General features: G+C 70.4%; 16 protein-coding genes. 4 read left to right on the top strand and 12 right to left on the bottom strand.

Translation table 11 applies throughout. The annotated features are described in order from the left end of the window. Nucleotides 1–19: 19 nt before the first annotated feature. Genes ACIRON_RS15320 through ACIRON_RS15340 form a run of 5 tightly spaced genes read right to left on the bottom strand, consistent with a single transcriptional unit; the run spans nt 20 to nt 7,959 of the window. Nucleotides 20–1,198: a nitrate/nitrite transporter gene (locus ACIRON_RS15320; protein WP_402993124.1), complete on the bottom strand. Its 1,179-nt coding sequence runs from the start codon at nt 1,196–1,198 to the stop codon at nt 20–22. Continuing rightward, nucleotides 1,195–1,971: a respiratory nitrate reductase subunit gamma gene (gene narI / locus ACIRON_RS15325; protein ID WP_402993125.1), complete on the bottom strand. Its 777-nt coding sequence runs from the start codon at nt 1,969–1,971 to the stop codon at nt 1,195–1,197. The genes ACIRON_RS15320 and narI overlap by 4 nt, the downstream gene beginning before the upstream one ends. Continuing rightward, complete coding sequence (gene narJ / locus ACIRON_RS15330) at nt 1,971–2,642, bottom strand: nitrate reductase molybdenum cofactor assembly chaperone (RefSeq protein ID WP_402993126.1); 672 nt, start codon at nt 2,640–2,642, stop codon at nt 1,971–1,973. The genes narI and narJ overlap by 1 nt, the downstream gene beginning before the upstream one ends. Further along, nucleotides 2,639–4,306, bottom strand: a complete 1,668-nt coding sequence (narH, locus tag ACIRON_RS15335; protein WP_402993127.1) for a nitrate reductase subunit beta — start codon at nt 4,304–4,306, stop codon at nt 2,639–2,641. The genes narJ and narH overlap by 4 nt, the downstream gene beginning before the upstream one ends. Continuing rightward, on the bottom strand, nt 4,306–7,959 hold the full coding sequence (locus tag ACIRON_RS15340) for a nitrate reductase subunit alpha (RefSeq protein ID WP_402993128.1): 3,654 nt from the start codon (nt 7,957–7,959) through the stop codon (nt 4,306–4,308). The genes narH and ACIRON_RS15340 overlap by 1 nt, the downstream gene beginning before the upstream one ends. 186 nt (nt 7,960–8,145) lie before the next feature. Between ACIRON_RS15340 and pheS the strand changes: the two genes are divergently transcribed. After that, nucleotides 8,146–9,252 carry a phenylalanine--tRNA ligase subunit alpha gene (gene pheS, locus ACIRON_RS15345; protein ID WP_402993129.1) on the top strand — a complete coding sequence of 369 codons (1,107 nt, stop codon included), beginning with the start codon at nt 8,146–8,148 and terminating at the stop codon, nt 9,250–9,252. Continuing rightward, nucleotides 9,249–11,738 (top strand): phenylalanine--tRNA ligase subunit beta, encoded by a 2,490-nt coding sequence (gene pheT, locus ACIRON_RS15350; protein WP_402993130.1) that lies wholly within the window; start codon nt 9,249–9,251, stop codon nt 11,736–11,738. The genes pheS and pheT overlap by 4 nt, the downstream gene beginning before the upstream one ends. A 73-nt stretch (nt 11,739–11,811) precedes the next feature. Here pheT and ACIRON_RS15355 read toward each other — a convergent pair whose 3' ends face one another. The 3 genes from ACIRON_RS15355 to ACIRON_RS15365 form a co-directional block, all read right to left on the bottom strand. After that, on the bottom strand, nt 11,812–14,022 hold the full coding sequence (locus tag ACIRON_RS15355) for an acyltransferase family protein (protein ID WP_402993131.1): 2,211 nt from the start codon (nt 14,020–14,022) through the stop codon (nt 11,812–11,814). 61 nt (nt 14,023–14,083) lie between these two features. After that, nucleotides 14,084–15,115, bottom strand: a complete 1,032-nt coding sequence (locus ACIRON_RS15360) for a threonine aldolase family protein (RefSeq protein ID WP_402993132.1) — start codon at nt 15,113–15,115, stop codon at nt 14,084–14,086. Continuing rightward, nucleotides 15,112–16,053: a GntR family transcriptional regulator gene (locus ACIRON_RS15365; protein ID WP_402993133.1), complete on the bottom strand. Its 942-nt coding sequence runs from the start codon at nt 16,051–16,053 to the stop codon at nt 15,112–15,114. Before ACIRON_RS15365 ends, ACIRON_RS15360 begins: the two co-directional genes overlap by 4 nt. A 150-nt stretch (nt 16,054–16,203) precedes the next feature. On the opposite strand from ACIRON_RS15365, the gene ACIRON_RS15370 reads away from it, so the two are divergent. Together ACIRON_RS15370 and ACIRON_RS15375 are read left to right on the top strand one after the other, a co-directional pair. Then, nucleotides 16,204–17,322, top strand: coding sequence for an FAD-dependent monooxygenase (locus ACIRON_RS15370; protein ID WP_402993134.1), 1,119 nt, complete (start codon nt 16,204–16,206; stop codon nt 17,320–17,322). Between the two features lie 136 nt (nt 17,323–17,458). After that, nucleotides 17,459–20,428, top strand: a complete 2,970-nt coding sequence (locus ACIRON_RS15375; protein WP_402993135.1) for an ATP-binding protein — start codon at nt 17,459–17,461, stop codon at nt 20,426–20,428. 1 nt (nt 20,429) lies between these two features. Here ACIRON_RS15375 and ACIRON_RS15380 read toward each other — a convergent pair whose 3' ends face one another. The 4 genes from ACIRON_RS15380 to ACIRON_RS15395 all read right to left on the bottom strand — a co-directional run bounded on the left by ACIRON_RS15380 (nt 20,430) and on the right by ACIRON_RS15395 (nt 23,732). Further along, complete coding sequence (locus ACIRON_RS15380) at nt 20,430–21,248, bottom strand: ABC transporter permease (protein WP_402993136.1); 819 nt, start codon at nt 21,246–21,248, stop codon at nt 20,430–20,432. Nucleotide 21,249: 1 nt separating this feature from the next. Further along, nucleotides 21,250–22,266, bottom strand: coding sequence for an ATP-binding cassette domain-containing protein (locus ACIRON_RS15385; RefSeq protein WP_402993137.1), 1,017 nt, complete (start codon nt 22,264–22,266; stop codon nt 21,250–21,252). Nucleotides 22,267–22,333: 67 nt separating this feature from the next. Beyond that, nucleotides 22,334–22,888, bottom strand: coding sequence for a TIGR00730 family Rossman fold protein (locus tag ACIRON_RS15390; protein ID WP_402993138.1), 555 nt, complete (start codon nt 22,886–22,888; stop codon nt 22,334–22,336). 10 nt (nt 22,889–22,898) lie between these two features. Next, nucleotides 22,899–23,732: a maleylpyruvate isomerase N-terminal domain-containing protein gene (locus tag ACIRON_RS15395; protein ID WP_402993139.1), complete on the bottom strand. Its 834-nt coding sequence runs from the start codon at nt 23,730–23,732 to the stop codon at nt 22,899–22,901. Nucleotides 23,733–23,774: the final 42 nt, after the last annotated feature.

Here is a 23,774-nt window from a genome sequence, read left to right on the forward strand (position 1 = left end):
GGCGCCCTCCGGGGTTCCGTTATTCGGTCGTACGCTTCGGCACGATCAGGAACTCGGTGAGGATCAGCGCGAGCCCGGTCACCACGGCGAGCAGGATGAGGCCGGTGGTGTAGCTGTGCTGGACCTCGTTGTACGTCGCCCCCATGACCAGCGGCGGGAAGAAGCCACCCAGGCCGCCCGCGGCGCCGACGATGCCGGTCACCGAGCCCACCCGTTGCGGTGGCGTCAGCTGGGCCACCCAGGTGAAGACCGCCCCGCTGCCCAGGCCCATGAAGCCGGCGATCAGCACGAACGACAGCCCGGCGCGCCACTCCAGGGCGGGTCGGGTGGCGAGGATGGCGGCCATCACCATGGCGCCCAGGAACGAGATGAACAGCACCTTCCGTGGACCGATCCGGTCGGCGAGGATGCCGCCGAGCGGTCGGCAGATGACGGCGGCGACGGCGAAGCCGGCGGTGCGGGTGCCCGCCTCGGCCAGACCGAAGGCGTAGACGTCGTGGAGATAGGTCGGCAGGTAGGTCGAGAAGGCGACGAAGCCGCCGAAGCACGCGGCGTACAGGAAGGCCATCTCCCAGGTGATCGGCAGCCGGGCGGCTCCGAGGATCTTGGGGACGAACGGTTCGCGCTGCGGCTCCCAGGTCGAGGAGTCACGCAGGAAGAGCCAGACGACCACCGCCGTGACCGCCAGCGCGACCGCGATGATGACGTGCGTGGTGACGTAGCCGAACCAGAGGACGAACCGCGAGGTGAAGTACGCCGAGAGCGCCGTGCCCCCCATGCCGGCGCCGAACACGCCGGTCGCGAACCCTCGCCGCTCCGGCGGGAACCAGGCGTTGAGGAACGGGATGCCGACGGCGAAGGTCGTGCCCGCGACACCGAGGAAGAACCCGCACACCAGCAGCAAGGGATAGGAGTTCTGGCTGCCCGCGAGCGCCACCAGCAGCACGGCGGGAATGGTGAGCACGGTGAGCGCCGGGAACATCAGCCGGGCACCGAAGCGGTCGGTGAGCGCACCCGCCGGGATCCGGCCGAGCGACCCGACGAGCACCGGGATCGCGACCAGCACCGACTTCTGGGTGGAGTCGAGGCCGAGCTCGTCGGCGTAGCGGATGCCGAGCGGGGCGATCATGTTCCAGGCCCAGAAGGTGATCGTGAATGTCCAGGTCGCCAGCACGAGGTTCTTCGTCCGGTCGCTCATCGAGCACGTCCTCGGTTTCGGTCGGTGGTGCCGACAGGTGACCAGCCCGGACGGTCGGGTCGTGAGCTGGGTTGCGGGGCCGCGTCGCGGCTGCGATAGACGATGTAGGGACGGAACAGGTAGTGCACCGGTGCGGTGAAGGCGTGCACCAGCCGCGTGAACGGCCAGATCGTGAAGAGCAGCAGCCCGACGAGCACGTGGACGTGGAACTGGATGGGCGCGGCGGCCATCGCCTCCACGTCGGGCTGCAGGACGAACAGCGAGCGGAACCAGGGCGAGACGGTCTCGCGGTAGTCGTGCGCCTCGTGTCCCGCGGCGAGGGCGACCACGGTGGTCCACAGGCCCAGGACGATCGCGGCCACCAGGACGACGTACATGACCTTGTCGTTCTTGGTGGTGGCCATGAAGACCGGTCCGGTCGTACGCCGCCGGTAGACCAGCAGGACCAGACCGGCCAGAGTGCAGACGCCGGCGATCAGGCCCCAGAAGAGCGCGTTGCCGTGGTAGACGTCCTCGGAGATCCCCAGCGCCTCGGTCCAGGAGGCGGGGACGAGCAGCCCGGCGGCGTGGCCGACGATGACCACGAGGATGCCGAAGTGGAACAGCGGCGAGCCGATCCGCAGCAGCCGTGACTCGTAGAGCTGGGAGGACCGGGTCGTCCAGCCGAACTTGTCATAGCGGTAGCGCCACCAGGTGCCGACCACGAGGACAGCGAGGGCCAGGTAGGGAAGGACGCCCCACAGCACCACGTCCCATCCCGAGGACCCGGTCATCAGCGGGCTCCCATCATGGTGGCCGCGGATCCCGGCCGGGTGGTCGGGAACGGGAGCATGTCGAGCCCGACCGACTCCGCGGGCGGTCCGGCCTGCGCCATGGCGAGGGCCTCGCGCCGGTCACGTGCCGAGGGCCCCGGCAGCGTCGCGCAGACGGCGGCGAGCACGTCGGCGTACGCGGAACCCCGCTCGAGGAGGGCGAGCCGGATCAGCTCGAGCGCCGACCGGTTCTCGATGAGCAGCCGCCGCCCGCCCTCGGGGTCGGCCAGGGCGGCGTACTCCAGCACCATCGGCAGGTGGTCGGGGAGCTCCCCGTGGGTGTCGACGACCCAGCCGTCGCCCTTCGTGGTGCCGTCGCGCAGACGGGTCTTGAAGTCCGCGAGCGACTCGCCGCGGCGCCGGGTGTCACCGTCGCGCCAGTAGGACAGGTGCAGCGTCTGGCGGCGGTGGAGGTCGAAGAGCTCGACGTAGACGTGCTGGAGGGCGTGCGGGTCCTGTCGTGCCAGGGTGTCGACGAAGCCGCGGAGCAGGTCGACCGGCTCGGAGCCGGGCTGCTCCGCGAGCGCGCCGCGCAGCAGCGGGAGCTTCGCGATCAGCTCGTCGTCAGGGTAGCCGAGGCACCAGGCCGCTACCTGGTGGACGACCCGCCAGTCCTGGGTACGCCGTCTCATGACTGTTCCTCCGTCCGGTCGGGGAACAGCCCCTGGGGCGTCCCGTTGCCGTCCCAGTTGAGCAGGTTGACCCGGCCGCGCAGGGTGTCGTCGGAGGCCGCGGAGTCGGTGGTCTGGCGCTGCTTGAGCGCGTGGTAGGTCTCCACGGCCACCGGGACGGGACGTCCGCTGGCTTCGCCGAGGGGGCCGGAATCGTACATTCCGGGGCCGTCGTCGAAGTCGAGGGAGCAGCCCATCTCCTCGAGGTCGTGGGCCTGTTCGGCGTGGGCGGTGGGGATGACGTATCTCTCCTCGTACTTGGCGATGCCGAGCAGGCGGTACATCTCGTAGACCTCCTCCTCGCTCATCCCCACGGACTCCGGGATCGAGCCGTCCGGGTCACGGCCGAGGGTGACGTCGCGCATGTAGGCCCGCATCGCGGCCAGCTTCTTGAGGACGAGGTCGACGACGGCGGTGTCGCCGGCGGTGAACAGCTCGGCCAGATACTCGACCGGGATCCGGAGCGAGTCGATCGCGCCGAAGAGGTTGGGCGCGGCCTCGGCGTCGTGGCCCTGCTCCTTGAGGAGGTCGACGACCGGCGAGAGCGGCGGGACGTACCAGACCATCGGCATCGTCCGGTACTCCGGATGCAGCGGCAGCGCGACCCGGTAGTCCTTGATCAGCGCGTAGACCGGTGAGCGGCGGGCGGCATCGAGCCAGTCCTCGGGAATGGCCTGCTTCCTGGCCTCGGCGATGACCTCGGGGTCCTTCGGGTCGAGGATGACGGCCAGCTGGGCGGCGTAGAGGTCCTCCTCGGACTGGGTCGAGGCGGCGGCGGTGACCGCGTCGGCGTCGTAGAGGATCAGGCCGAGGTAGCGCAGCCGCCCGACGCAGGTCTCCGCGCACACCGTCGGCAGCCCCACCTCGACGCGCGGGTAGCAGAGCGTGCACTTCTCGGCCTTGCCCGAGCGGTGGTTGAAGTAGATCTTCTTGTAGGGACAGCCGGTGACGCACTGGCGCCAGCCGCGGCAGCGGTCCTGGTCGACGAGGACGATGCCGTCCTCCTCGCGCTTGTAGATCGCGCCGGAGGGGCACGAGGCCATGCACGAGGGGTTGAGGCAGTGCTCGCAGATGCGCGGCAGGTAGAACATGAAGGTCTGCTCGAGCTCGAACCTGATCCGCTCGTTCGACTCCTCGCGGATCTTCGCCACGATCGGGTCGAGGTGTCCGTGCTCCATCGAGCCGCCGAGGTTGTCGTCCCAGTTGGCCGACCAGGTGATCTTGGTGTCCTCTCCGGTGATCAGGCTCTTCGGGCGAGCAACCGGGAAGTCGTCGCCGAGCGGAGCGTCGATGAGGGTCTGGTAGTCGTAGGTCCAGGGCTCGTAGTAGTCCTCGAGCTCGGGCTGGACGGGGCTGGAGAAGATGGTGAGCAGCTTCTTGACGCGTCCGCCGGCCTTGAGGCGCAGGTTGCCCCTCTTGTCCAGGGTCCAGCCGCCGCGCCATCGCTCCTGGTCCTCGTAGCGGCGGGGGTAGCCCTGACCGGGGCGGGTCTCGACGTTGTTGAACCAGACGTACTCGGTGCCGGCTCGGTTGGTCCATGCCTGCTTGCACGTCACCGAGCAGGTATGGCAGCCGATGCACTTGTCGAGGTTCATCACCATCGCCATCTGAGCCATCACGCGCATCAGTAGGTCACCTCCTGCGAACGCTTGCGGACGGTGGCAACCATGTCTCGCTGGTTGCCGGTCGGGCCGAGGTAGTTGAACGTGTAGGAGAGCTGCGCGTAGCCGCCGATCAGGTGGCTGGGCTTGACCAGCAGCCGGGTCGCGGAGTTGTGGATGCCGCCGCGTCTGCCGGTGGCCTCCGACTTCGGTACGTCGATGGTGCGGTCCTGGGCGTGGTGCATGTAGACCACGCCCTCGGGCATCCGGTGGGAGACGACCGCGCGGGCGACCACGACGCCGTTGGCGTTGGTGGCCTCGACCCAGTCGTTGTCGCGTACGTCGATCGCCTCGGCGTCCTGCGGCGACATCCAGACCGTGGGACCGCCGCGGGAGAGGGACAGCATGAAGAGGTTGTCCTGGTACTCGGAATGGATCGACCACTTCGAGTGGGGCGTCAGGTAGCGGACGGTGACCTGCGCGGAGCCGTCCGCGCCGATCCGGGGCTCACCGAAGAGCCGGTGCATGTCCAGCGGCGGGCGGTAGAGCGGCATCGCCTCGCCGATGTCGGTGAGCCAGTCGTGGTCGAGGTAGAAGTGCATCCGCCCGGTGAGCGTGTGGAACGGCTTGAGACGCTCGATGTTGACCGTGAACGGGGCGTAGCGGCGCCCGCCGGTCTCCGAGCCGGACCACTCCGGTGAGGTGATCACCGGGACCGGCGCAGACTGCGTCTGGGCGAAGGTGATCCGCTTCTCCTCCGAGCCCTCGGCGAGGTCGGCGAGGGGCTTGCCCACCCGTTGTTCGAGGGTCTTGAAGCCCTGGACGGCGAGCTCGCCGTTGGTGGTGCCGGAGAAGAGCAGGATCGCCTCGGCCATCTTCTCGTCGGTGTCGATCGCGGGGCGTCCCTCCGCCGGACCGCTCGGCATCACGCCGGTCTGCGCGGCGAGCTTCGCGACCTGCTCCTCGAGCCGGTAGGTGACGTTCTTGACCGTGAACCCGAGGGTGTCGGCCAGCGGTCCGACCGAGGCGAGCTTGTCGGCGATCGCGGTGTAGTCGCGTTCGACCACGGCGATCACCGGCCGGGTGCGGTCGGGGTCGGCCGGGGTCTGGCCAGGGGTGTCGTGCTGGAGCGGGAGGCTGACGATGTCCTGGCGGGTGCCGAGATGCTTCCGCGCCAGCTCGGAGAGCTTCTCGGCCAGCCCGTGGAAGAGGTCGAAGTCGGTGCGTGCCTCCCAGGGCGGGTCGATCGCTGGAGTGAAGGCGTGCACGAACGGGTGCATGTCGGTGGAGGAGAGATCGTGCTTCTCGTACCAGGTCGCCGCCGGGAGGACGACGTCGGAGAGCAGCGTCGTGGAGGTCATCCGGAAGTCGGCCGAGACCAGCAGGTCGAGCTTCCCTTCGGGCTGCTGGTCGTGCCATCGCACGCTGCTCGGGCGCGGGGTGTTCGGGTTCTCGGTGCCGAGGACGTTGTGGTGGGTGCCGAGCAGGGTCCGCAGGAAGTACTCGTTGCCCTTGGCCGACGAGCCGAGCAGGTTCGAGCGCCACAGCACCAGCGTGCGCGGCCACGCGCTGGGTGCGTCGATGTCGGCGATGGCAGGCTGGAGGGTGCCCTCGGCCAGGGCGGTCGAGACGTACGCGGCGGGGTTCTCGACGTAGCCGGCGGCGACCGCCTTCGTCGCCTCGTCGGCGACATCGAGCGAGTTGCGGTCGAACTGCGGGTAGAAGGGCATCCAGCCCTTCGCCGCGGAGGCGGCGATCACGTCGGCGGTGTGGCCACGCAGGTGTCCCTCGGCCAGCGGCGAGGCGAGCGAGTCGGCGCTGTAGCCGTCGTTGCGCCACTGCCCGGTGTGCATGTACCAGAACGAGGTGCCGGTCATCGTCCGCGGCGGACGGGACCAGTCGAGGCCGTTGGCCAGCGAGATCCAGCCGGTGATCGGGCGGCACTTCTCCTGGCCGACGTAGTGCGCCCAGCCGCCGCCGTTGCGGCCCATGCAGCCGGTGAGGATCAGCAGGGACAGGATGGAGCGGTAGATCGTGTCGCCGTGGAACCACTGGCACACGCCGGCACCCAGGATGATCATCGACCGGCCCTGGGACTCCTCGGCGTTGGTGGCGAACTCGCGCGCGATCCGCAGGCACGCCTCGGCCGGCACCGAGGTGATCTCCGCCTGCCAGGCCGGGGTGTAGGGCACCTCCGGGTCCTCGTAGCCGTCGGGCCACACGCCGGGCAGCCCCACGCGGGCGACCCCGTACTGGGCGAGCATCAGGTCGAACACGGTCGTCACCAGGTGGCCACCGACCCGGGTCGTGGGCACCCCGCGGCGCAGCACCTCGCCGGCGCCGTCGGCGCTGGTGAACGCGGGCAGCAGCACCTCGACGGGCTCGCCGTCCTCGTGGAGGGTCAGTGTGGGACGTACGCCGTCCAGGTCGAGGTTCCATCTGCCCACCCCGGAGTCGGCGTAGCGAAAACCCATCGACCCGTTGGGGACGACCGGCTGGCCCGTGCGCTCGTCGAGCAGGACCGTCTTCCAGCGGTCCTCGGGTGGGCCGTGCTCGGGGCCGAGGGCGTCGAGCTCGGCGGCGGTGAGGAACTTCCCGGGGACGTACGCCCCGTCCTTCTCCTCCAGGCGGACCAGATGCGGCAGGTCGGTGTAGGTGCGGACGTAGTCCTCGAAGAACGGGGTCTGCTTCTCGACGAAGAACTCGCGCAGGATCACGTGACCCATCGCCATCGCGAGCGCCGCGTCGGTGCCGGCCTGGGCGGGCAGCCACTCGTCGGCGAACTTGGTGTTGTCGGCGAAGTCGGGGCTGACCGTGACCACCTTGGTGCCGCGGTAGCGGACCTCGGCCATCCAGTGCGCGTCCGGGGTGCGGGTGACCGGCACGTTGGAGCCCCACATCATCAGGTAGGTCGAGTCCCACCAGTCGCCCGACTCCGGTACGTCGGTCTGGTCGCCGAAGACCTGGGGTGAGGCGACGGGGAGGTCGGCGTACCAGTCGTAGAAGCTGGTCATCACCCCGCCGATCAGCTGGGTGTAGCGGGTGCCGACGCAGTGGGAGACCATCGACATCGCCGGGATCGGCGAGAAGCCGATGTTGCGGTCGGGGCCGTGGGTCTTGATGGTGTGGACCTGTGCGGCGGCGGCGAGCTCGAGCGCCTCGTCCCAGCTCGCCCGTACGAGACCGCCCTTGCCGCGGGCCTGCTGGTAGCGGCGGCGGCGCTCGGGGTCGGCCTGGATGTCGGCCCAGGCCTCGACCGGGTCCCCGCCGGTGCGCCTCTTGGCCTCGCGGAAGAGATCGAGCAGCACGCCGCGGACGTAGGGGTAGCGGACCCGGGTGGGGGAGTAGGTGTACCAGGAGAAGGCCGCGCCGCGAGGGCAGCCGCGGGGTTCGTACTCGGGCCGGTCGGGGCCGACCGAGGGATAGTCGGTCTGCTGGGTCTCCCAGGTGATGATGCCGTCCTTGACGTACACCTTCCACGAGCACGACCCGGTGCAGTTCACCCCGTGGGTGGACCGGACCACCTTGTCGTGGCTCCAGCGGTCGCGATAGAAGACGTCGCCGGCCCGACCGCCCTTGCGGAAGACCGCGCGACCGTCGTCGGTCTCATCCCACCTGGTGAAGAAGCGTCCTGCCTTGAGCAGGAGGTCACTGGCCGGGCCGTCGACTCGGGGCATGGCTTTACTATCACCCGGTAAATGAATGGACACAAGGGTCCACAAGTCCCCTACAACGCGGTGCGCGTGCCCGGTCCCGGGCCGAGCGCGGGGTCCGCGGGTCGTCCGGTTCGCGCGAGGAGGTGCGAGGTTCCTAGACTGTCGTCCATTCATGACAACTGAGTCATCAGACGACGAAAGCCAGTGATGTCCGGTCCCAACACCGACTATGACCCGGTAGAGGTCACCCCCTTGAAGGCTGAGGAGGTCGAGGCTGCGCGCGAGGCTGCGCTGGTGGCCATCGACGCCGCGAGCAGTCTCGAGGAGCTCAAGCAGACACGGCTCGACCACGCCGGCGATCGTTCGCCGCTGGCCCTGGCCAACCGCGAGATCGGCGCGCTGCCTCCGGCCGCGCGCAAGGACGCCGGCCAGCGCGTCGGCAAGGCCCGTGGCGCGGTCAACCAGGCGCTCGCCGCGAGGCAGAAGATCCTCGAGGCCGAGCACGAGGCGCGGATGCTGGTCGAGGAGACCGTCGACGTGACGCTCCCGACCGACCGGTTCCCGGCCGGCGGGCGGCACCCGCTCACCACCGGCGCCGACTACATCGCCGACATCTTCGTGGCGATGGGCTGGGAGGTCGCCGAGGGTCCGCTCATCGAGGCCGAGTGGCTCAACTTCGACGCCCTCAACCTGGGTCCGGACCACCCGGCCCGCACCATGCAGGACACCTTCTGGACCGAGCCGGCCGAGAACCACGTGGTGCTGCGGACCCACACCTCGCCCGTCCAGGCGCGGACGATGCTCACCCGCGAGGCGCCGATCTATGTCGTGTGCCCGGGCCGGGTCTTCCGCACCGACGAGTACGACGCGACCCACTCGCCGATGTTCCACCAGGTCGAGGGGCTGGCCATCGACGAGGGCATCTCGATGGCGAACCTGAAGGGCACCCTGGACCACTTCGCCACCCAGATGTTCGGCGAGGGCATCGTGACCCGGTTCCGGCCGTCGTACTTCCCCTTCACCGAGCCGTCGGCCGAGGTCGACCTGACCTGCTTCGTCTGCCGTGGCGCGCAGGTGATCGACGGGGTCGCATGCCGCACCTGCAAGGGCGAGGGCTGGATCGAGTGGGGCGGCTGCGGGATCGTGAACCCGCGCGTCCTGGTGGCCTGCGGCGTCGACCCGGAGCGCTACTCCGGCTTCGCGTTCGGGATGGGCATCGACCGCACCTTGATGTTCCGCACCGGCCTGTCCGACCTGCGCACCCTCTTCGAGGGTGACGTCCGGCTTACTACTGCATTCGGGAGTGAACTGTGAAGGCCCCCCTCTCCTGGATCAAGGAGTACGTCTCGCTGCCGGCCGAGCTCGGGGTCGAGGAGATCACCGACCGGCTGACCGCGCTCGGCCTCAAGCTCGAGGCGATCGAGACCTCCGGTGCCGGCATCGAGGGTCCGCTCGTGGTGGGCCAGGTGCTCACCGCCGAGAAGGAGCCGCAGAAGAACGGCAAGACGATCAACTGGTGCTCCGTGGACGTCGGCGACGCCAACGGCACCGGCGAGCCCCAGGGGATCGTCTGCGGCGCGCACAACTTCGTCCCCGGTGACAAGGTCGTCGTGATCCTGCCCGGCGGCGTGCTGCCCGGGAACTTCCAGATCTCGGCGCGCAAGACCTACGGCCACATGTCGGCCGGCATGATCTGCTCCGCCCGCGAGCTCGGGCTGGGGGAGGAGGCCGACGGCATCATCGTGCTGCCCGCCGACGCCCCCGCGCCCGGCACCGACGCCCGCGAGGTGCTCGGGCTCGGCGAGGAGATCATCGAGTTCGAGATCAACCCGGACCGCGCCTACGCGCTCTCGATGCGTGGCATCGCGCGGGACGCGGCGCTCGGATTCGATGTGCCCTTCCACGACCCGGCGCAGATCGACTTCCCCGTCGCCGACGGGTCGGGCCACCCGGTCCGGCTCGAGGACGAGGGCTGCGACTACTTCGTCACCCGGGTGATCACCGGGTTCGACCCGGCCGCGCCGACGCCCGAGTTCATCAAGAAGCGACTCGAGGCCACCGGCGTACGCTCCATCTCGCTGGCCGTCGACGTCTCCAACTACGTGATGATGGAGCTGGGTCAGCCGACCCACTGCTACGACCGCGCGAAGCTGTCCGGCGACATCGTGGTGCGGCGGGCGAGCGAGGGCGAGAAGATCACCACGCTCGACGACGTGGTCCGGGTGCTCTCCGAGGAGGACCTCCTCATCACCGACGACTCCGGCCCGATCGGCATCGCCGGTGTCATGGGTGGGGCATCCACGGAGATCTCGGAGACGACCACGGAGATCGTGGTCGAGGCCGCGCACTTCGACCCGACCACCGTCTTCCGCTCCCAGAAGCGTCACAAGCTCGGCTCGGAGGCCTCCAAGCGCTTCGAGCGCGGCGTCGACCCGCTGCTGCCGCCCGCCGCTGCCGAGCGGGTCGTCGAGCTGCTCGTCGAGCACGGTGGCGGTCAGGCCGTCGGTGTCTCCGAGGTCGGGCCGATGGCCTCGCCCGAGACGCGTGCTCCGCTGACGACCATCACCATCCCCGTCGACCTGCCGGCCCGGATCATCGGGCTCGACATCGACGAGGCGACGGTGGTGAAGTCGCTCGAGCTGATCGGCGCTCAGGTCGCCGTGAACGGCGACTCGCTGACCGCGACCGTCCCGACGTACCGGGTCGACCTGACCGACCCCTACGACCTGGTCGAGGAGGTCGCCCGGATCGTCGGCTACGACCAGGTCCCCTCGGTGCTGCCGCGCCGGGCGACCGGTGGTGGTCTGACCCGGGCCCAGCAGCTGCGCCGCCGGATCGGTCGCGCGCTGGCCGGTGCCGGCCTCGTGGAGGTCGTCGACTTCCCGTTCGTCGGCGAGGCCGACTTCGATCGGCTCGGGCTGCCCGCCGACGACGTTCTGCGCCACACCGTCAAGCTGGCCAACCCGCTCAGCAGCGAGGAGCCCGGCTACACCACGACGCTGCTCCCGGGCCTGCTCAAGGTCGCCGCGCGCAACGTCTCCCGAGGTCAGGACGGGGTCTCCCTCTTCGAGACCGCGACCGTCGCCTTCCCGGTCGACCAGGCCGCGCCGATCTACGGCGTCGACCGGCGCCCGACCGAGGAGGAGCTCGAGAAGCTGCTCGCCGCGATCCCGCGCCAGCCGCTGCACCTCGGCGTCGTGCTCGCCGGGGAGCGTACGCGGGGTGGCTGGTGGGGTGCCGCCGAGACCGCCTCGTGGGCCGATGCCATCGACGTCGTACGCCGCCTGGGCGCCGAGCTCGGGGTCGCTGTCGAGGTCGCCTCGGCCTCGCGCGCGCCGTGGCACCCGGGTCGCTGTGCGGTCGTCTCGGTCGACGGTGCCGAGTTCGGCCACGCCGGCGAGCTGCACCCCAACGTCTGTAAGGCGTTCGGGCTGCCGGCTCGTTCGGCAGCGGTCGAGATCGACCTCGACTTCCTGATCTCGAAGGTGCCCGCCACCGCTGCCGGCCCGGTCTTCTCGACCATGCCGATCGCGAAGGAGGACGTCGCGCTGACCGTGTCGACCGACGTCACCGTCGCGGCCGTCGAGGCCGCCCTGCGCGAGGGCGCGGGGGAGCTGCTGGAGACCGTCCGGCTCTTCGACGTCTACGAGGGCGACCAGGTCGGTGAGGGCAAGAAGTCGCTCGCCTTCGCGCTGCGCTTCCGCGCCACCGACCGCACCTTGAAGGCCGAGGAGACCGCAGCCGCACGTGACGCGGCGGTCGCGAGGGCTGCCGAGCTCACCGGCGCCGTCCAGCGCTGACGGCCTGAAGGCCTGAACAGAACCGGGAGGGTCGCTCGCGATGCGAGCGGCCCTCCCCGTCTGCGTACGGTCGCTATCCCCGGCCGCCGATCCCCAGCTCGCGAGCCAGCGGCTCGGTGAGCTGAGGGGCGTACTGGCGCGACATGTGGGTGCCGTCGTAGTGGGTGATGGTGTCGCCGACGACGGCGGGGCAGGACCCGTCCCAGCAGAAGTAGGAGCTCATGTCGGCGACGTCGACACCGACCTCCTCGGCCGCCCGGACCTGGACGTCGATCGAACGCTCCCGCGACTCCACCGCGCCCATCAGGCAGTCGCCCAGCGTGGCGCCGGGCCGGGACAGGCAGGTGCCGGCGTTGGTGTCGAAGCCCTGGATGTCGCGGATCAGCACCGTACGTCTGGTGTGCTTGTCCACCCGGCGCAGGAAGTCGGTGTAGGCCGGGTGCATGAGCTCGTCGATCCGGTCCCGCTCGCCGACCCAGTCGCCGTCCTCGTCGAAGACGCCCTTGATCGGCGGGGCGGTGGAGACGACGGTCAGGTCCGGGTCGAGACGCTTGTACTGCTTGAAGGCCCACCGGTTGAAGTCGTCGCACTCGGTGTAGGGGTCGTGCTCGTCGCTGCCGCGGTCGGTGGTGATCGAGGCCGAGACGCAGCGGTTCTTGACCAGGAAGTAGGCCCGGAAGCCGTGCTCCTTCGCGACCCGGTTCAACGTCGGGACCCAGTGCAGGGCGTGGGAGTTCCCGAAGACCACCATCGTCCGCTCGCCGTCGGGGTCGCCGTCGACGCACAGGTCGCGCTCGGTGTCGTCGGTGTAGTCGCAGCGGGTCCGGCTCGGCTTGAGGGAGTCGAGCTCGGTGAGCGCGGGACGCAGCTCGGTCGGGACCGCGGTGTCCTCGCGTGCCGCGAGCACCGAGGCCCGCACCAGCGCCTCCTGCTTGTCCAGCGACGGATCGGCCGCGGGTGCGTCGGCCAGGGTGATCGCCGGCTGGAAGGAGCCGCGGGTGGCCTCGAAGTCGGCGTAGACGGTGCCGCCGAACGCGATGGCCGCCACGAGCGCGATGCTGACCGGGTAGAAGGTCAGCGCGCGCCGGGTCGGCCGCCACAGCGCGCCCTCACGGAACGGCGCCTCGACGAGCCGGAAGGAGACGTACGCCAGCACGAACGCGCCCGCGACGGCCAGACCGCGCTCGGGCCAGGTGAGCTCACGCTGCAGGACGATCTCGGGCAGCACCAGGAGCGGCCAGTGCCACAGGTAGAGCGAGAAGGACCAGTCGCCGATCGCCCGCATCGGCGCCACCGACAGCAGCCGGGCGCCGATCGTCGTCTCGCCCGAGGGGAGGGCGCCGGCGAGGATGACGGCCGCGGAGCCGAGGACCGGGAGGGCGGCGTGGTAGCCGGGGAACGGGGTGGACTCGTCGTAGGCCAGGCAGGCGACGACGATCGCGGCCAGCCCGCCGAGGGCGAGGACCTCCCGAGCGATGGGCACGGCGGCGAGCCGCTGCATCACCCGGCCGCTGGTGACCAGGATCGCCAGCGCCGCGCCGATCCCGAGCTCCCAGGCCCGGGTGAGCGAGGAGAAGTAGGCCGCGGTGGCCTCCGCGGGCGTGTGGACGATCGACCAGACCAGGCTCGCGACGGTGATCAGCGCGATCGCGGCGAGGAGGAACCGGCGCGCTCGCACGGAGCCCTGCTCAGCCGTACGCTCGCCGCCGCGGGCGCGGCCGATCCTGGCGGCCAGGACGATGCAGACCAGCGCGACGAGCGGCCAGACCAGGTAGAACTGCTCCTCCACGGCCAGCGACCAGAAGTGCTGGACCGGTGAGGGTGGCAGCTCGGCCTGGAAGTAGTCGGTCCCGGCGATGGCCATCCGGATGTTGGCGGCGAACGCCGAGGCCCAGACCGCGTCGGTGGCGAGCGTGGCGACCTGTGCCGGCCCCAGCAGTGCCACCGCGGCGACCACGGTGACGGCGAGGGTGAGGGTGGCCGCCGGAAGGATGCGCCGAGCCCGGCGCGCGTAGAAGCGTCTCAGCGATATCCGGCCGGTGCGACCGAGCTCACCGACGAGCTGCTGGGTGATCAGGAAGCCCGAGATGACGAAGAAGACGTCGACGCCGACGAACCCGCCGGCGAACCAGGAGACTCCCGCGTGGGCGGCTAGGACAGTGAGGATGGCGACGGCGCGAAGCCCCTGGACGTCGCCACGGAGCCGTTTCGCCGGCCCGGAGGCAGGCTGGTTCGAAACGGTCGTGCTGGGGGTGAGGTGGGGGACCTGGAGGTCGTGAGACATAGGCGGGTGAGGTTACCGAGTTCACCCCCCGGATTCCCAGATTTGGCCTCCCGGCCATGTCTCAGCTCGGGTCGGCCGCCTCGAGGTGGCTCAGGACGGCGCGGACGTCCTGGCTCGTGGTCTGCCACGACGTCACGAACCGGACCTGGCCGCCGAGCCGGTAGAAGAGCACCCCGGCCGCCTCCAGACGGTCGGCCGTCTCCTCGGGGAGATCCACCCACGCGAGGTTGGCGTCGACGGAGTTGGTGATGCGTACGCCTGCCTGCTCGAGGCCAGCGGCGAGCTCGGCCATCCGCTCGTTGGCGTTGCGGGCGTTGTGGAGCCAGAGGTCGTCGGTGAGGTAGGCCAGCAGCTGCGCCGACTGGTAGCGCATCTTCGAGGTGACGTGACCGCTGCGCTTGGTGCGGTAGACGAGCTCGTCGGCGGGAGCATCGCTGAAGCAGACGATCGCCTCGGCGGAGAGGGCACCGTTCTTGGTCGCGCCCAGCGAGAGTACGTCGACACCCGCCCGCCAGGTGAGGTCGGCCGGCGCGGCGCCGGTGGCCACGACGGCGTTCGCGAACCGGGCGCCGTCCAGGTGCACCCGCAGGTCGCGGGTCTTGGCGATCCCGGTGAGCTCGGAGATCTCCGCGACGGAGTAGACCGTGCCGTAGTCCGAGGGTGAGGTCAGGGAGAGGACGGTCGGCTGGGAGTGGTGCGGGTCGCCCCAACGTACGCCGTCCAGGTGGGCCTGCAGAGCCTCCGGCGCCATCTTGTAGCCCTCGCCCGCGAGGCCCGTCATCACCGCGCCGCCGCTCAGGTAGGAGGTCGCGCCACCCTCGCTGCTCAGGATGTGCGCGGTCTCGTGGCACACCACCGCACCCCACGGCGGAGTCAGCGCGGAGAGCGAGAGCGCGTTGGCGGCGGTGCCGCTGAGCACCGGGAAGACCCGGGCCGTCGGGTGCTCGAACACCTCGCGTACGCGGGCCTCGAGCGCGGCGGTGACCTCGTCACCTCCGTAGGCGAGCGCGGAGCCGGAGTTGACCGCGGCCATCGCCTCCAGGATCGCGGGGGAGACGGCGGCGGCGTTGTCAGAGCGAAGTTCGACGGTCACGGACCCATTCTTGCCTGCCGCTGTGCGTACGCCTCGATGCCGTCGAGGAGGAGGCCGTATCCGAGCTCGAAGAGCTCGTCGATGTCCATGTCGTAGCCGTCGGCGAGCAGGGCTCCCGGCCCGAAGAGGCGAGCCATGTGCGGGAAGGTGGTCCGGAACGAGTCGTTGCCGAAGTGGGGCACGTATTGGCGGTCGGTCCACTCCTCGGCCGAGACCCCGGTCAGGGACAGGGCCTCGTCCTCGCGCTCGATGTTCGCGGCCAGCGCGGCGACGTGGTTGTAGAGCAGCACGTGCATGTCGAACTGCGTCTTCGGGGGCAGACCCAGGCCTTCGAGGGCGCCGAGCAGCCGGTCGCCGAAGCGGAGCAGGTTGGGGAGCATCATCGGGCGGGTCAGCGGCTGGGTGCGGCCGAGCCACGGGTGGTCGCGGTGGAGGCGCCACAGCTCGCGGCCGAGCGACTCGGCACGCTCGCGCCAGGGCGCTTCCGGGTCGAGCGTGAACGGCGAGGCGGCGTAGACCGCGTCGGCCATCGCCGCGACCAGCTCGTCCTTGCCCTCGACGAAGCGGTAGAGCGACATCGGCGCGACGCCGCAGCGTCCGGCGACCGCGCGCATCGAGACCGCTTCGAGGCCCTCGGTGTCGGCGATCGCAACCGCCTCGGCCAGGACCCGGTGACGGGTGAGCGCCCTGGCTCCCGAGGTCCGGGAGGCGTCGTCGCGGGGCGCGACCACGGTGCCCGAGCGGGGACGGGTGATCACCAGGCCCTCGGTGCGCAGCACGTCGAGCGCCTTCGTCGCGGTCGCGAGCGCGACGCCGAACTCCTGGGCGACCTGGCGCGTCGAGGGCACCTTGCCGCCGGGCGCGATCTCGGCGTCGTTGATGCGCCGGGTCAGCTCGGCGGCGATGCGGACGTACGTCGGTTCGGTCGAGCTGGCCACTGCGGCCCTCCTTGTCGGTCACTGTGCTAGGACAGATTCTAGCCAGATGGACGCTGTGCTAGTCCAGATCGAATTGTGTATTGCCAGGTCAGAGGCATATTAGCTACGGTCTTTCTCGACCCGATATACGGTGTATCGAAAGGAACGATCATGACCACTGTCCTCATCTCCGGCTCCAGTGTCGCCGGCACCGCCCTCGCCTTCTGGCTCCGTGAGCAGGGCATGACCCCCGTCGTCGTCGAGCGTGCGCCGGCGCTGCGTCGCGGTGGTCAGGCCGTCGACGTACGCGGCGCCGCCCTCACAGTCCTGCGTCGGATGGGACTCGAGGCCCCGGCCCGAGCGTTGAAGAACGAGTCGACCGGCATGAACATGCTCGACGGCGACGGCAACGAGGTGATGCGCTCGGAGGAGTTCGCGCTCTCCTCGGGCCAGGTCGACTCCGAGGACATCGAGATCCTCCGCGAGGACCTCGTCGACCTCGTCCACGCGCGCCTCGACGGCGTGGAGCACCTCTTCGGCGACTCGATCTCGGGTCTCCGCGAGGAGGCCGACGGTGTCCTGGTCGAGTTCGAGCACTCCGCCCCGCGACGCTTCGACCTCGTCGTCGGTGCCGACGGCCTCCACTCCAACACCCGCCGCCTCGTCTTCGGTCCCGAGGCCGACCACATCCATCACCTCGGCACCTACCTGTCGGTGTTCAGCCAGGAGAACTTCCTCGGGATGGACCGCTGGCAGACCTGGATCAACGACGGCCGCGACGGTGGCGCCGTGATGACCGTGCGCGAGAACCGGGAGCTGCGGATCTTCCTCGGCTTCGCCGCCGATCCGATCGACTACGACTACCGCGACGTCGAGGCCCAGAAACGGCTCGTCGCCGAGCACCTGAGCGGCCTCGGCTGGGAGGTCCCGAACCTCATCGAGCGAATGTGGACAGCCGAGGACTTCTACTTCGACTCGATGGCCCAGATCAAGATGGAGTCCTGGTCCCGCGGTCGCACCGTGCTCCTCGGCGACGCCGCCCACTGTGCCGCGCCGCTCTCGGGACAGGGCACCAGCCTGGCTCTGGTCGGTGCCTACGTGCTCGCTCTCGAGCTGGGTCGGTCCGCCGACCATGCCGAGGCCTTCGTCCGCTACGAGAAGCGGATGCGGCCGTTCGTCGAGGCCAACCAGGAGCTCGCGCTCATCGACCGGCAGACGGTCGACCCGGAGGAGTCGACGCGCCGCCTCGACGCGGTGAAGAACCTGATCGCGCTGGACGCGGTCGGCTAGAACCTGGGGTAACACGTTGTTCGTAGGACTGCTCGCCCTATTAGATGGGGCGAGTAGTCCTACGAACAACGTGTTACCCGCGGGCGGCGCACCATCGCGTACGTACGCGATATATCGCTATGACAGAATGGTGGCTGTGACGACGCTGAGTGTGCTGGACGAGGTCACCTGGGCGGGGGCGCCGGTGGCCGGCGAGCGGACCCGGGCGCTGCTGCGCGCCCTGGTCGAGGCCGGTCCCCGCGGTGCCTCCGAGACCGCTCTGGTCGAGGAGATCTGGGGTCGCGACGACGTCCCGGCCAACCCGGCCAAGGCGCTGCAGGTCGTCGTGTCGCGGGCCCGGACGGCGACCGCCGCTACGGCGATCGAGCGTACGCCGCGGGGCTACCGCCTCGGCCTCGACGCCGGCCAGGTCGACGCCTGGTCGCTGCGTCCGGAGGCGCTCCGGCTGGCCGCGGAGAAGCGCTACGCCGAAGCGCTGCCGCTCCTCGAACGGCTCGACCGGATCGAGTCCGACGAGGAGGTCACCGAGGCGGTGCTGCGGGCCGTCGCTGCCGTGCACGGGGTGCCGGCGGCGCTGGAGCGCTTCGAGGCCTACCGGTCCGGGCTGGCCGACGGGCTCGGTGTCGACCCGAGCCCGCGGCTGCGGGCCGTCCACGCCGAGCTGCTCGCACGCGACCGCCCGGTGCGCTCGGGGCTGCGCCACGACGCCGACGTGCTGATCGGGCGCGAGCAGGACGCCGCCGAGGTCTCCGCCCTGCTGAAGAGCTCGCGGGTCGTCACCATCCTCGGGCCCGGAGGGCTCGGGAAGACCAGCCTGGCCCAGGTGATCGCCCACGACGCCGAGCAGCCGGTGGTCCACTTCGTCGAGCTGGTCGGCGTGACCGCTCCCGAGGACCTGGTCAGCGAGGTCGGCTCGGCTCTCGGCGTGCGCGACTCGGTCGCCCACCGTGATCGGCTCACCCCGCAGCAGCGTGCCGACGTGCGGTCGCGGATCGCGCAGCAGCTCGACGGCGCACCCACCCTGCTCGTGCTCGACAACTGCGAGCACATCGTGGCCGCGGTCGCCGACCTGGCCGCGTTCCTGGTCGCGACGGTGCGCGACCTGACCGTCCTGGCCACGTCCCGGAGCCCGCTCGCCATCGGCGCGGAGCGGGTCTACCCGCTCGGCCGGCTGGGGACGTACGACGGCAGCGAGCTGTTCCGGCGCCGAGCCGTCGCCGCGCGGCCGGGGGTCCACCTCGAGGAGAGTCGCGTCGACGAGATCGTCACGCGGCTCGACGGCCTGCCGCTGGCGATCGAGCTGGCCGCGGTGAAGGTGCGCGCGATGTCGGTCGACGACATCGCACGGCGGTTGGAGAACCGGTTCGAGCTGCTGCGCGGCGGGGACCGCAGCGCTCCCGACCGTCATCAGACCCTGGTCGCGGTCATCGACTGGTCCTGGAACCTCCTCTCCGAGCGCGAGCGGCGGGCGATGCGCTGGCTCTCGGTCTTCCACGACGGGTTCACCCTCGCGGCGGCCGAGGCGATGCTCGGCGCGGACACCTTCGCGGCGATCGAGGAGCTCGTCGACCAGTCGCTGCTCACGGTCCTCGAGGCACCGCAGGGCTTCCGCTACCGAATGCTCGAGACCGTCCGCGAGTTCGGCCGGATGCAGCTGATCGACGCAGGCGAGGACGCCGCGGCCCGGGCGGCGCAGCGGGCGTGGGCGCGGGACTACGCGGATGCCAGCGCCGGCCGGATCTACTCCCCGCAGCAGTTCGACGCCATGGACGAGCTGCGCGCCGAGGAGAGCAACCTCGCCGACATCCTGCGCCAGGTCCTGGCCGACGACGAGCCCGAGTCGGTGATCCGGCTCTTCTGCGCGATGGGTGTCTTCTGGACCATCGCCGGCGAGCACCAGCGGGTGATCATGCTGGCGAGCCCTGTCGCCGATCTGCTCGCCGAGTGGGAGCCGCCTCCCGAGCTGCTGGAGAAGACCCGGCTCGTCCTGGCGTTGCTGCTCTTCGGTGCCGCCGTGACGGGAGGCTCCGGCCTCGGACGCCTGACGGCGATCCTGGACCGCGTCGGCGCCGAGGCAGCCGACCCACAGCTCAGGGTCATGCTGAAGGTCATGCAGGCGATGGCGGACAGCGTCACCGGAGCCGGGCGGCCGCTGGAGGACGAGCTGGCCGTCCTGATCAACGACCCGGACCAGGACGTACGCGCTCGTGCCTACACCTTCCTCAGCCACGAACGGGAGAACCTCGGCGACCCCGAGGGTGCTGTGGCCGCGGTCAGGGAGGCGCTGCGCCTCACCGGCACCGCCGGCGGACTGTGGCCACAGGCGATGCTGCACGCCCAGCTCAGCGGCCTCTATGCCCAGCTCGGCCGTCTCGGCGAGGCCGCCGAGCACGCCCGTGCGGCCGTCCCGGTCCTGCGCCGTCTCGGTGCCGACGACGACCTCGTCCAGACCCACGCCATCTTGGTGACGTACGCCGTGGAGCAGGGGCGTCTCGAGGAGGCCGCCGAGATCCTCGCCCAGCTCACCGACGAGCAGCCGCGAGGCGGCTTCGGCTCCCGGGGTGCCGTCCACGGTGCCCGGGCTCAGCTCCTCCTCGCCCAGGGGCGGGTCGGCGAGGCGCTGGCGCTGTTCCGCGAGGTGGTGGCGACGATGGGCGAGGTGCCGTTCCCGGGGTTCACCGACGACGGCGACCTGCTGCCGTGGCGGGTGGCGGCCGAGGCGGTCACCGTGGTCGCCTGCGCCCGGCATGGGGAGGACACGGAGGGCTCCGACCTCTTCGAGGCCCTGATGGTCAAGGCGCCCCGCCTGGTCTCCGAGGGGCGCCGAGCCCAGGACTATCCGGTCACCGGGATGGTGCTGTTCGCGCTCGGGCTGTGGGGGTTGCAGCGGGACGCGCTGCCGCGCGAGGAGTCGGTGCGGCTGGTTGTCCTGGCCGACCGGTTCGGCTACTCCCGATCGTTCCTGGACATGCGCTGGGCGCTCGCGGTCGCCGACGCGAGCCGGGTCGCGCCGGGCGTACTCGAACGGGTCTCGGCGGAGTACGGCGAACGCCGCGGGCTCGCCCTGCTGGACGAGGCCCGCGGCGTCATCGCGCGGCTGGGCTGACTCAGAGCTTCTTGCTGTAGCTCCACACCGAGAGCGGCGCGAAGATCGCGACGACCGCGGCACAGCCGACGAGCGCCCACACGACGCTCATGGTGACGTCCCCGGCGTTCATCAGGTCGCGGGTGGCGTTGATGACCAGCGTGACCGGGTTGACGTCGACGAAGTGCTGCAGCCAGTCCGGCATGGTCTCCTTCGGCACGAAGGCGGGGGAGAGGAAGGTCAGCGGGAACATGATCATCATGCCCAGGCCCTGCACCCCGCCCGCGGTCTTCAGCACGGTGCCGAGCCAGGTGAAGATCCAGCTCAGCGACCAGCCGGCGAAGATGGTCAGCGCCCAACCGGCGAGCACGCCACCGACACCGCCACCGGGCCGGTAGCCCATCAGCAGACCGACCACGATGGTCAGCGTCGCCGCGATCCCGTAACGGAGCAGGTCGGCGACCGCCGGCCCGGCCAGCGGCGCGATCCGGGCGATCGGGAGCGCCTTGAACCGGTCGAAGACACCCTTGTCCATGTCCTCGCGCAGCTGGGTGCCGCGTGCCATCGAGGCGGTCAGCGCGGTCTGGGCCAGGATGCCGGTGATGATGGTCGGCAGGTAGGACTTCACGTCACCGGAGATCGCGCCACCGAAGATGTAGGCGAACATCGCGGTGAACAGCAGCGGCTGGATCGTGACGTCGAAGAACTGCTCGGGGTTGCGCATCATCTTGATGTACGCCCGGCGAGCCATGGTCAGCGTCTGGCTGATCGTCTCGCCCACGCCCGGGCGGGCCTTGAGCGGGCGGTCGGTCACGGCGTACGTGGAGATCAGTGCAGCCATCTCAGGCCACCTCCTCGGTGTGGATGTCGGAGTTGTCGGAGTTGTCAGGGGCGACGGCGCTCTCGGGGCTGTCGGCGCCGTGCCCGGTCAGGGCCAGGAACACCTCGTCCAGCGTCGGCTGCTGCACGTTCGCGGTGGTGATCGAGATGCCCGCGTGGCGAAGGCCGATGAGCACGTCGGCGGCCCGGTCGGCATCGGCCAGCGGTACGTTGACGCCGCCGGCCTCGGGAGTGAGCACCGGACGGTCGCCGGTGACCTTCTCCACCACGGCAGCGGCGGTGGCGACCTGGGTCTTGTCGCTCAGGCGCAGGTGCAGCGTGGAGTTGCCGACCGAGGTCTTCAGCTGCTCCGAGGTGCCTTCGGCGACCTTGACGCCGCGGTCGATGACCGCGATCCGGTCGGCGAGCTGGTCGGCCTCGTCCAGGTACTGCGTGGTCAGCAGGACGGTCGAGCCGCCGGCCACCAGCGTACGGATGGTGTCCCACATCTGGCCGCGGGTGCGTGGGTCCAGGCCGGTGGTCGGCTCGTCGAGGAAGATCAGGGGCGGGCGGGACAGGAGCGAGGCGGCGAGGTCGAGGCGGCGGCGCATGCCGCCGGAGAACTTCGAGATCTGCCGCTTGGCGGCCTCCTGGAGCCCGAAGGACTCCAGCAGCTCCTCGGACGCGGCCCGGGCGGCCTTGCCGGACATGCCCAGCAGGCGGCCGAAGAGGACCAGGTTCTCGGTGGCGGTGAGGTTCTCGTCGACGGAGGCGTACTGACCCGTCACGCCGACGAGCTGACGCACCTGGTGGGGGTGCGCCTTGACGTCGACCCCGAAGATCTCCGCCTTGCCGGCGTCGATCGGGAGCAGGGTCGCGAGCATCTTGAGGGTCGTGGTCTTGCCGGCGCCGTTGGGGCCGAGCACGCCGAAGACCTCGCCGCGGCGGATCTCGAGGTCGATCCCGTCGACCGCGGTGAAGTCTCCGAAGGTCTTGACCAGACCTGAGGCCGATACGGCCAGTTCGGTGGTGGTTGTCATGCTCCCAGGGTGTGGGGCACCGGTTTCAGGGCGCCTTCACCGCGGTTTCACGACTGCCGGCCCGGTTTCAGCGGGCCGCGTCGAGGCGGGCGAGGACGTCGTCGAGGTCCTCGCCCACCACCAGCGACTCGGCGGGGGAGCCGTGCAGGAACCCCGCCGAGGCGATGCGCTCCATCATGTCCACGAGCGGGTCCCAGAAGCCGTTGATGTTGAGCACGCCGACCGGCTTGCCGTGCAGCGAGAGCGTCTGCCAGGTCCAGACCTCGAAGAGCTCCTCGAGGGTGCCGATCCCGCCGGGGAGCGCGAGGAAGGCGTCGGCACGCTCGGCCATGATCGCCTTGCGCTCGTGCATGGTGTCGACCACGACCGTCTGCATCCCCGGCGCGCCTTCGATGCGGCCCCACTCGCGGTCGACCATGAACCGTGGGATCACGCCGAAGACCTTGCCGTTGCCGTCGATCGCGCCCTGGGAGATCCGGCCCATCAGGCCGCCGCCACCCGCCCCGTAGACCAGCTCGATCTCGCGTTTGGCGAGCCCCTTTCCGACCTCGTAGGCCCTCTGCCCGAGCGCTGGGTCGTTGCCGTCGCGAGAGCCGAGAAAGACGGCCAGGTGCTTGATCATGGGCGTGAGGCTAGTCGTCGTCCTTGATCGCCTGGTTCGTCAACGCGCGGAAGCTGTCGTAGATGTCCCTGTCGCCGGCGACGCGGATGCCCTCGTCGTCACGCCGGCGCCAGAGCCAGGCGTCCAGGTCGGCCGCGGTGCCCTCGATGACCACGTCGGGCTCGGTGTCGGCCGGGATGTTCTCGGCGGAGAGGACGCTGAGGTCGGGCTCGTCCTCGAGGCGGTCGCCGTCGGGGCGGGTGCCGGAGACGAGGCCGAGCTCGACCCAGGTCCGGGTGTCGGTGTCGACCGCGTCGACGCGTACGTACCGACCGTCTCCGGCGAAGGTCGCCCACGCGGGCTTGCCGCCGTAGAACACGTCGAGGATCTCGTCGATCCCGTCGGCGGCCAGGGCCGGGTCGAGCGGTGTCAGGGCGTCGGCGGTGAGCTCGGCGTCGAGGCGGTGGATGAGGATCTCGTGGGCCTGCCTGCGGTAGGTGAAGGCGGCGCTCTGGTCCTGCGACCAGGACCAGGTGGGCTCCTCGGGCCCGGTCTGCTCCAGGGTCTTGATGAACCTGGCGTTGAGCTCGTCGAAGTGGGCGAGCAGGTCCTGGTAGGACGCGTCCTTCGGGCGCTCCGGCTCGTCGTAGGTCTCCTCTGTCGGCGCTGTCGGCCGGGTCTCCAAGACGTACGTCCAGAAGTGCTGGACCTCGGCGGCGACGTGCCACAGCAGGTCGGCGGCGGTCCACTCCGGTGCGGTCGGGACCGGGGCGGTCGGGTCCGTGTCTGCGAGCACGGCACGGAAGCGCGCCGACTCCGACCGGATGTGGTCGAGGTAGGCGGCGGGGGTGAGGCGGGTCGTCATGGGGCGAACACTATGCGTCGCCGCCGACATATTCCTCCGGGT

Origin of the sequence: Nocardioides sp. NPDC101246, assembly GCF_044767415.1 — a bacterium.
Taxonomy (GTDB): domain Bacteria; phylum Actinomycetota; class Actinomycetes; order Propionibacteriales; family Nocardioidaceae; genus Nocardioides.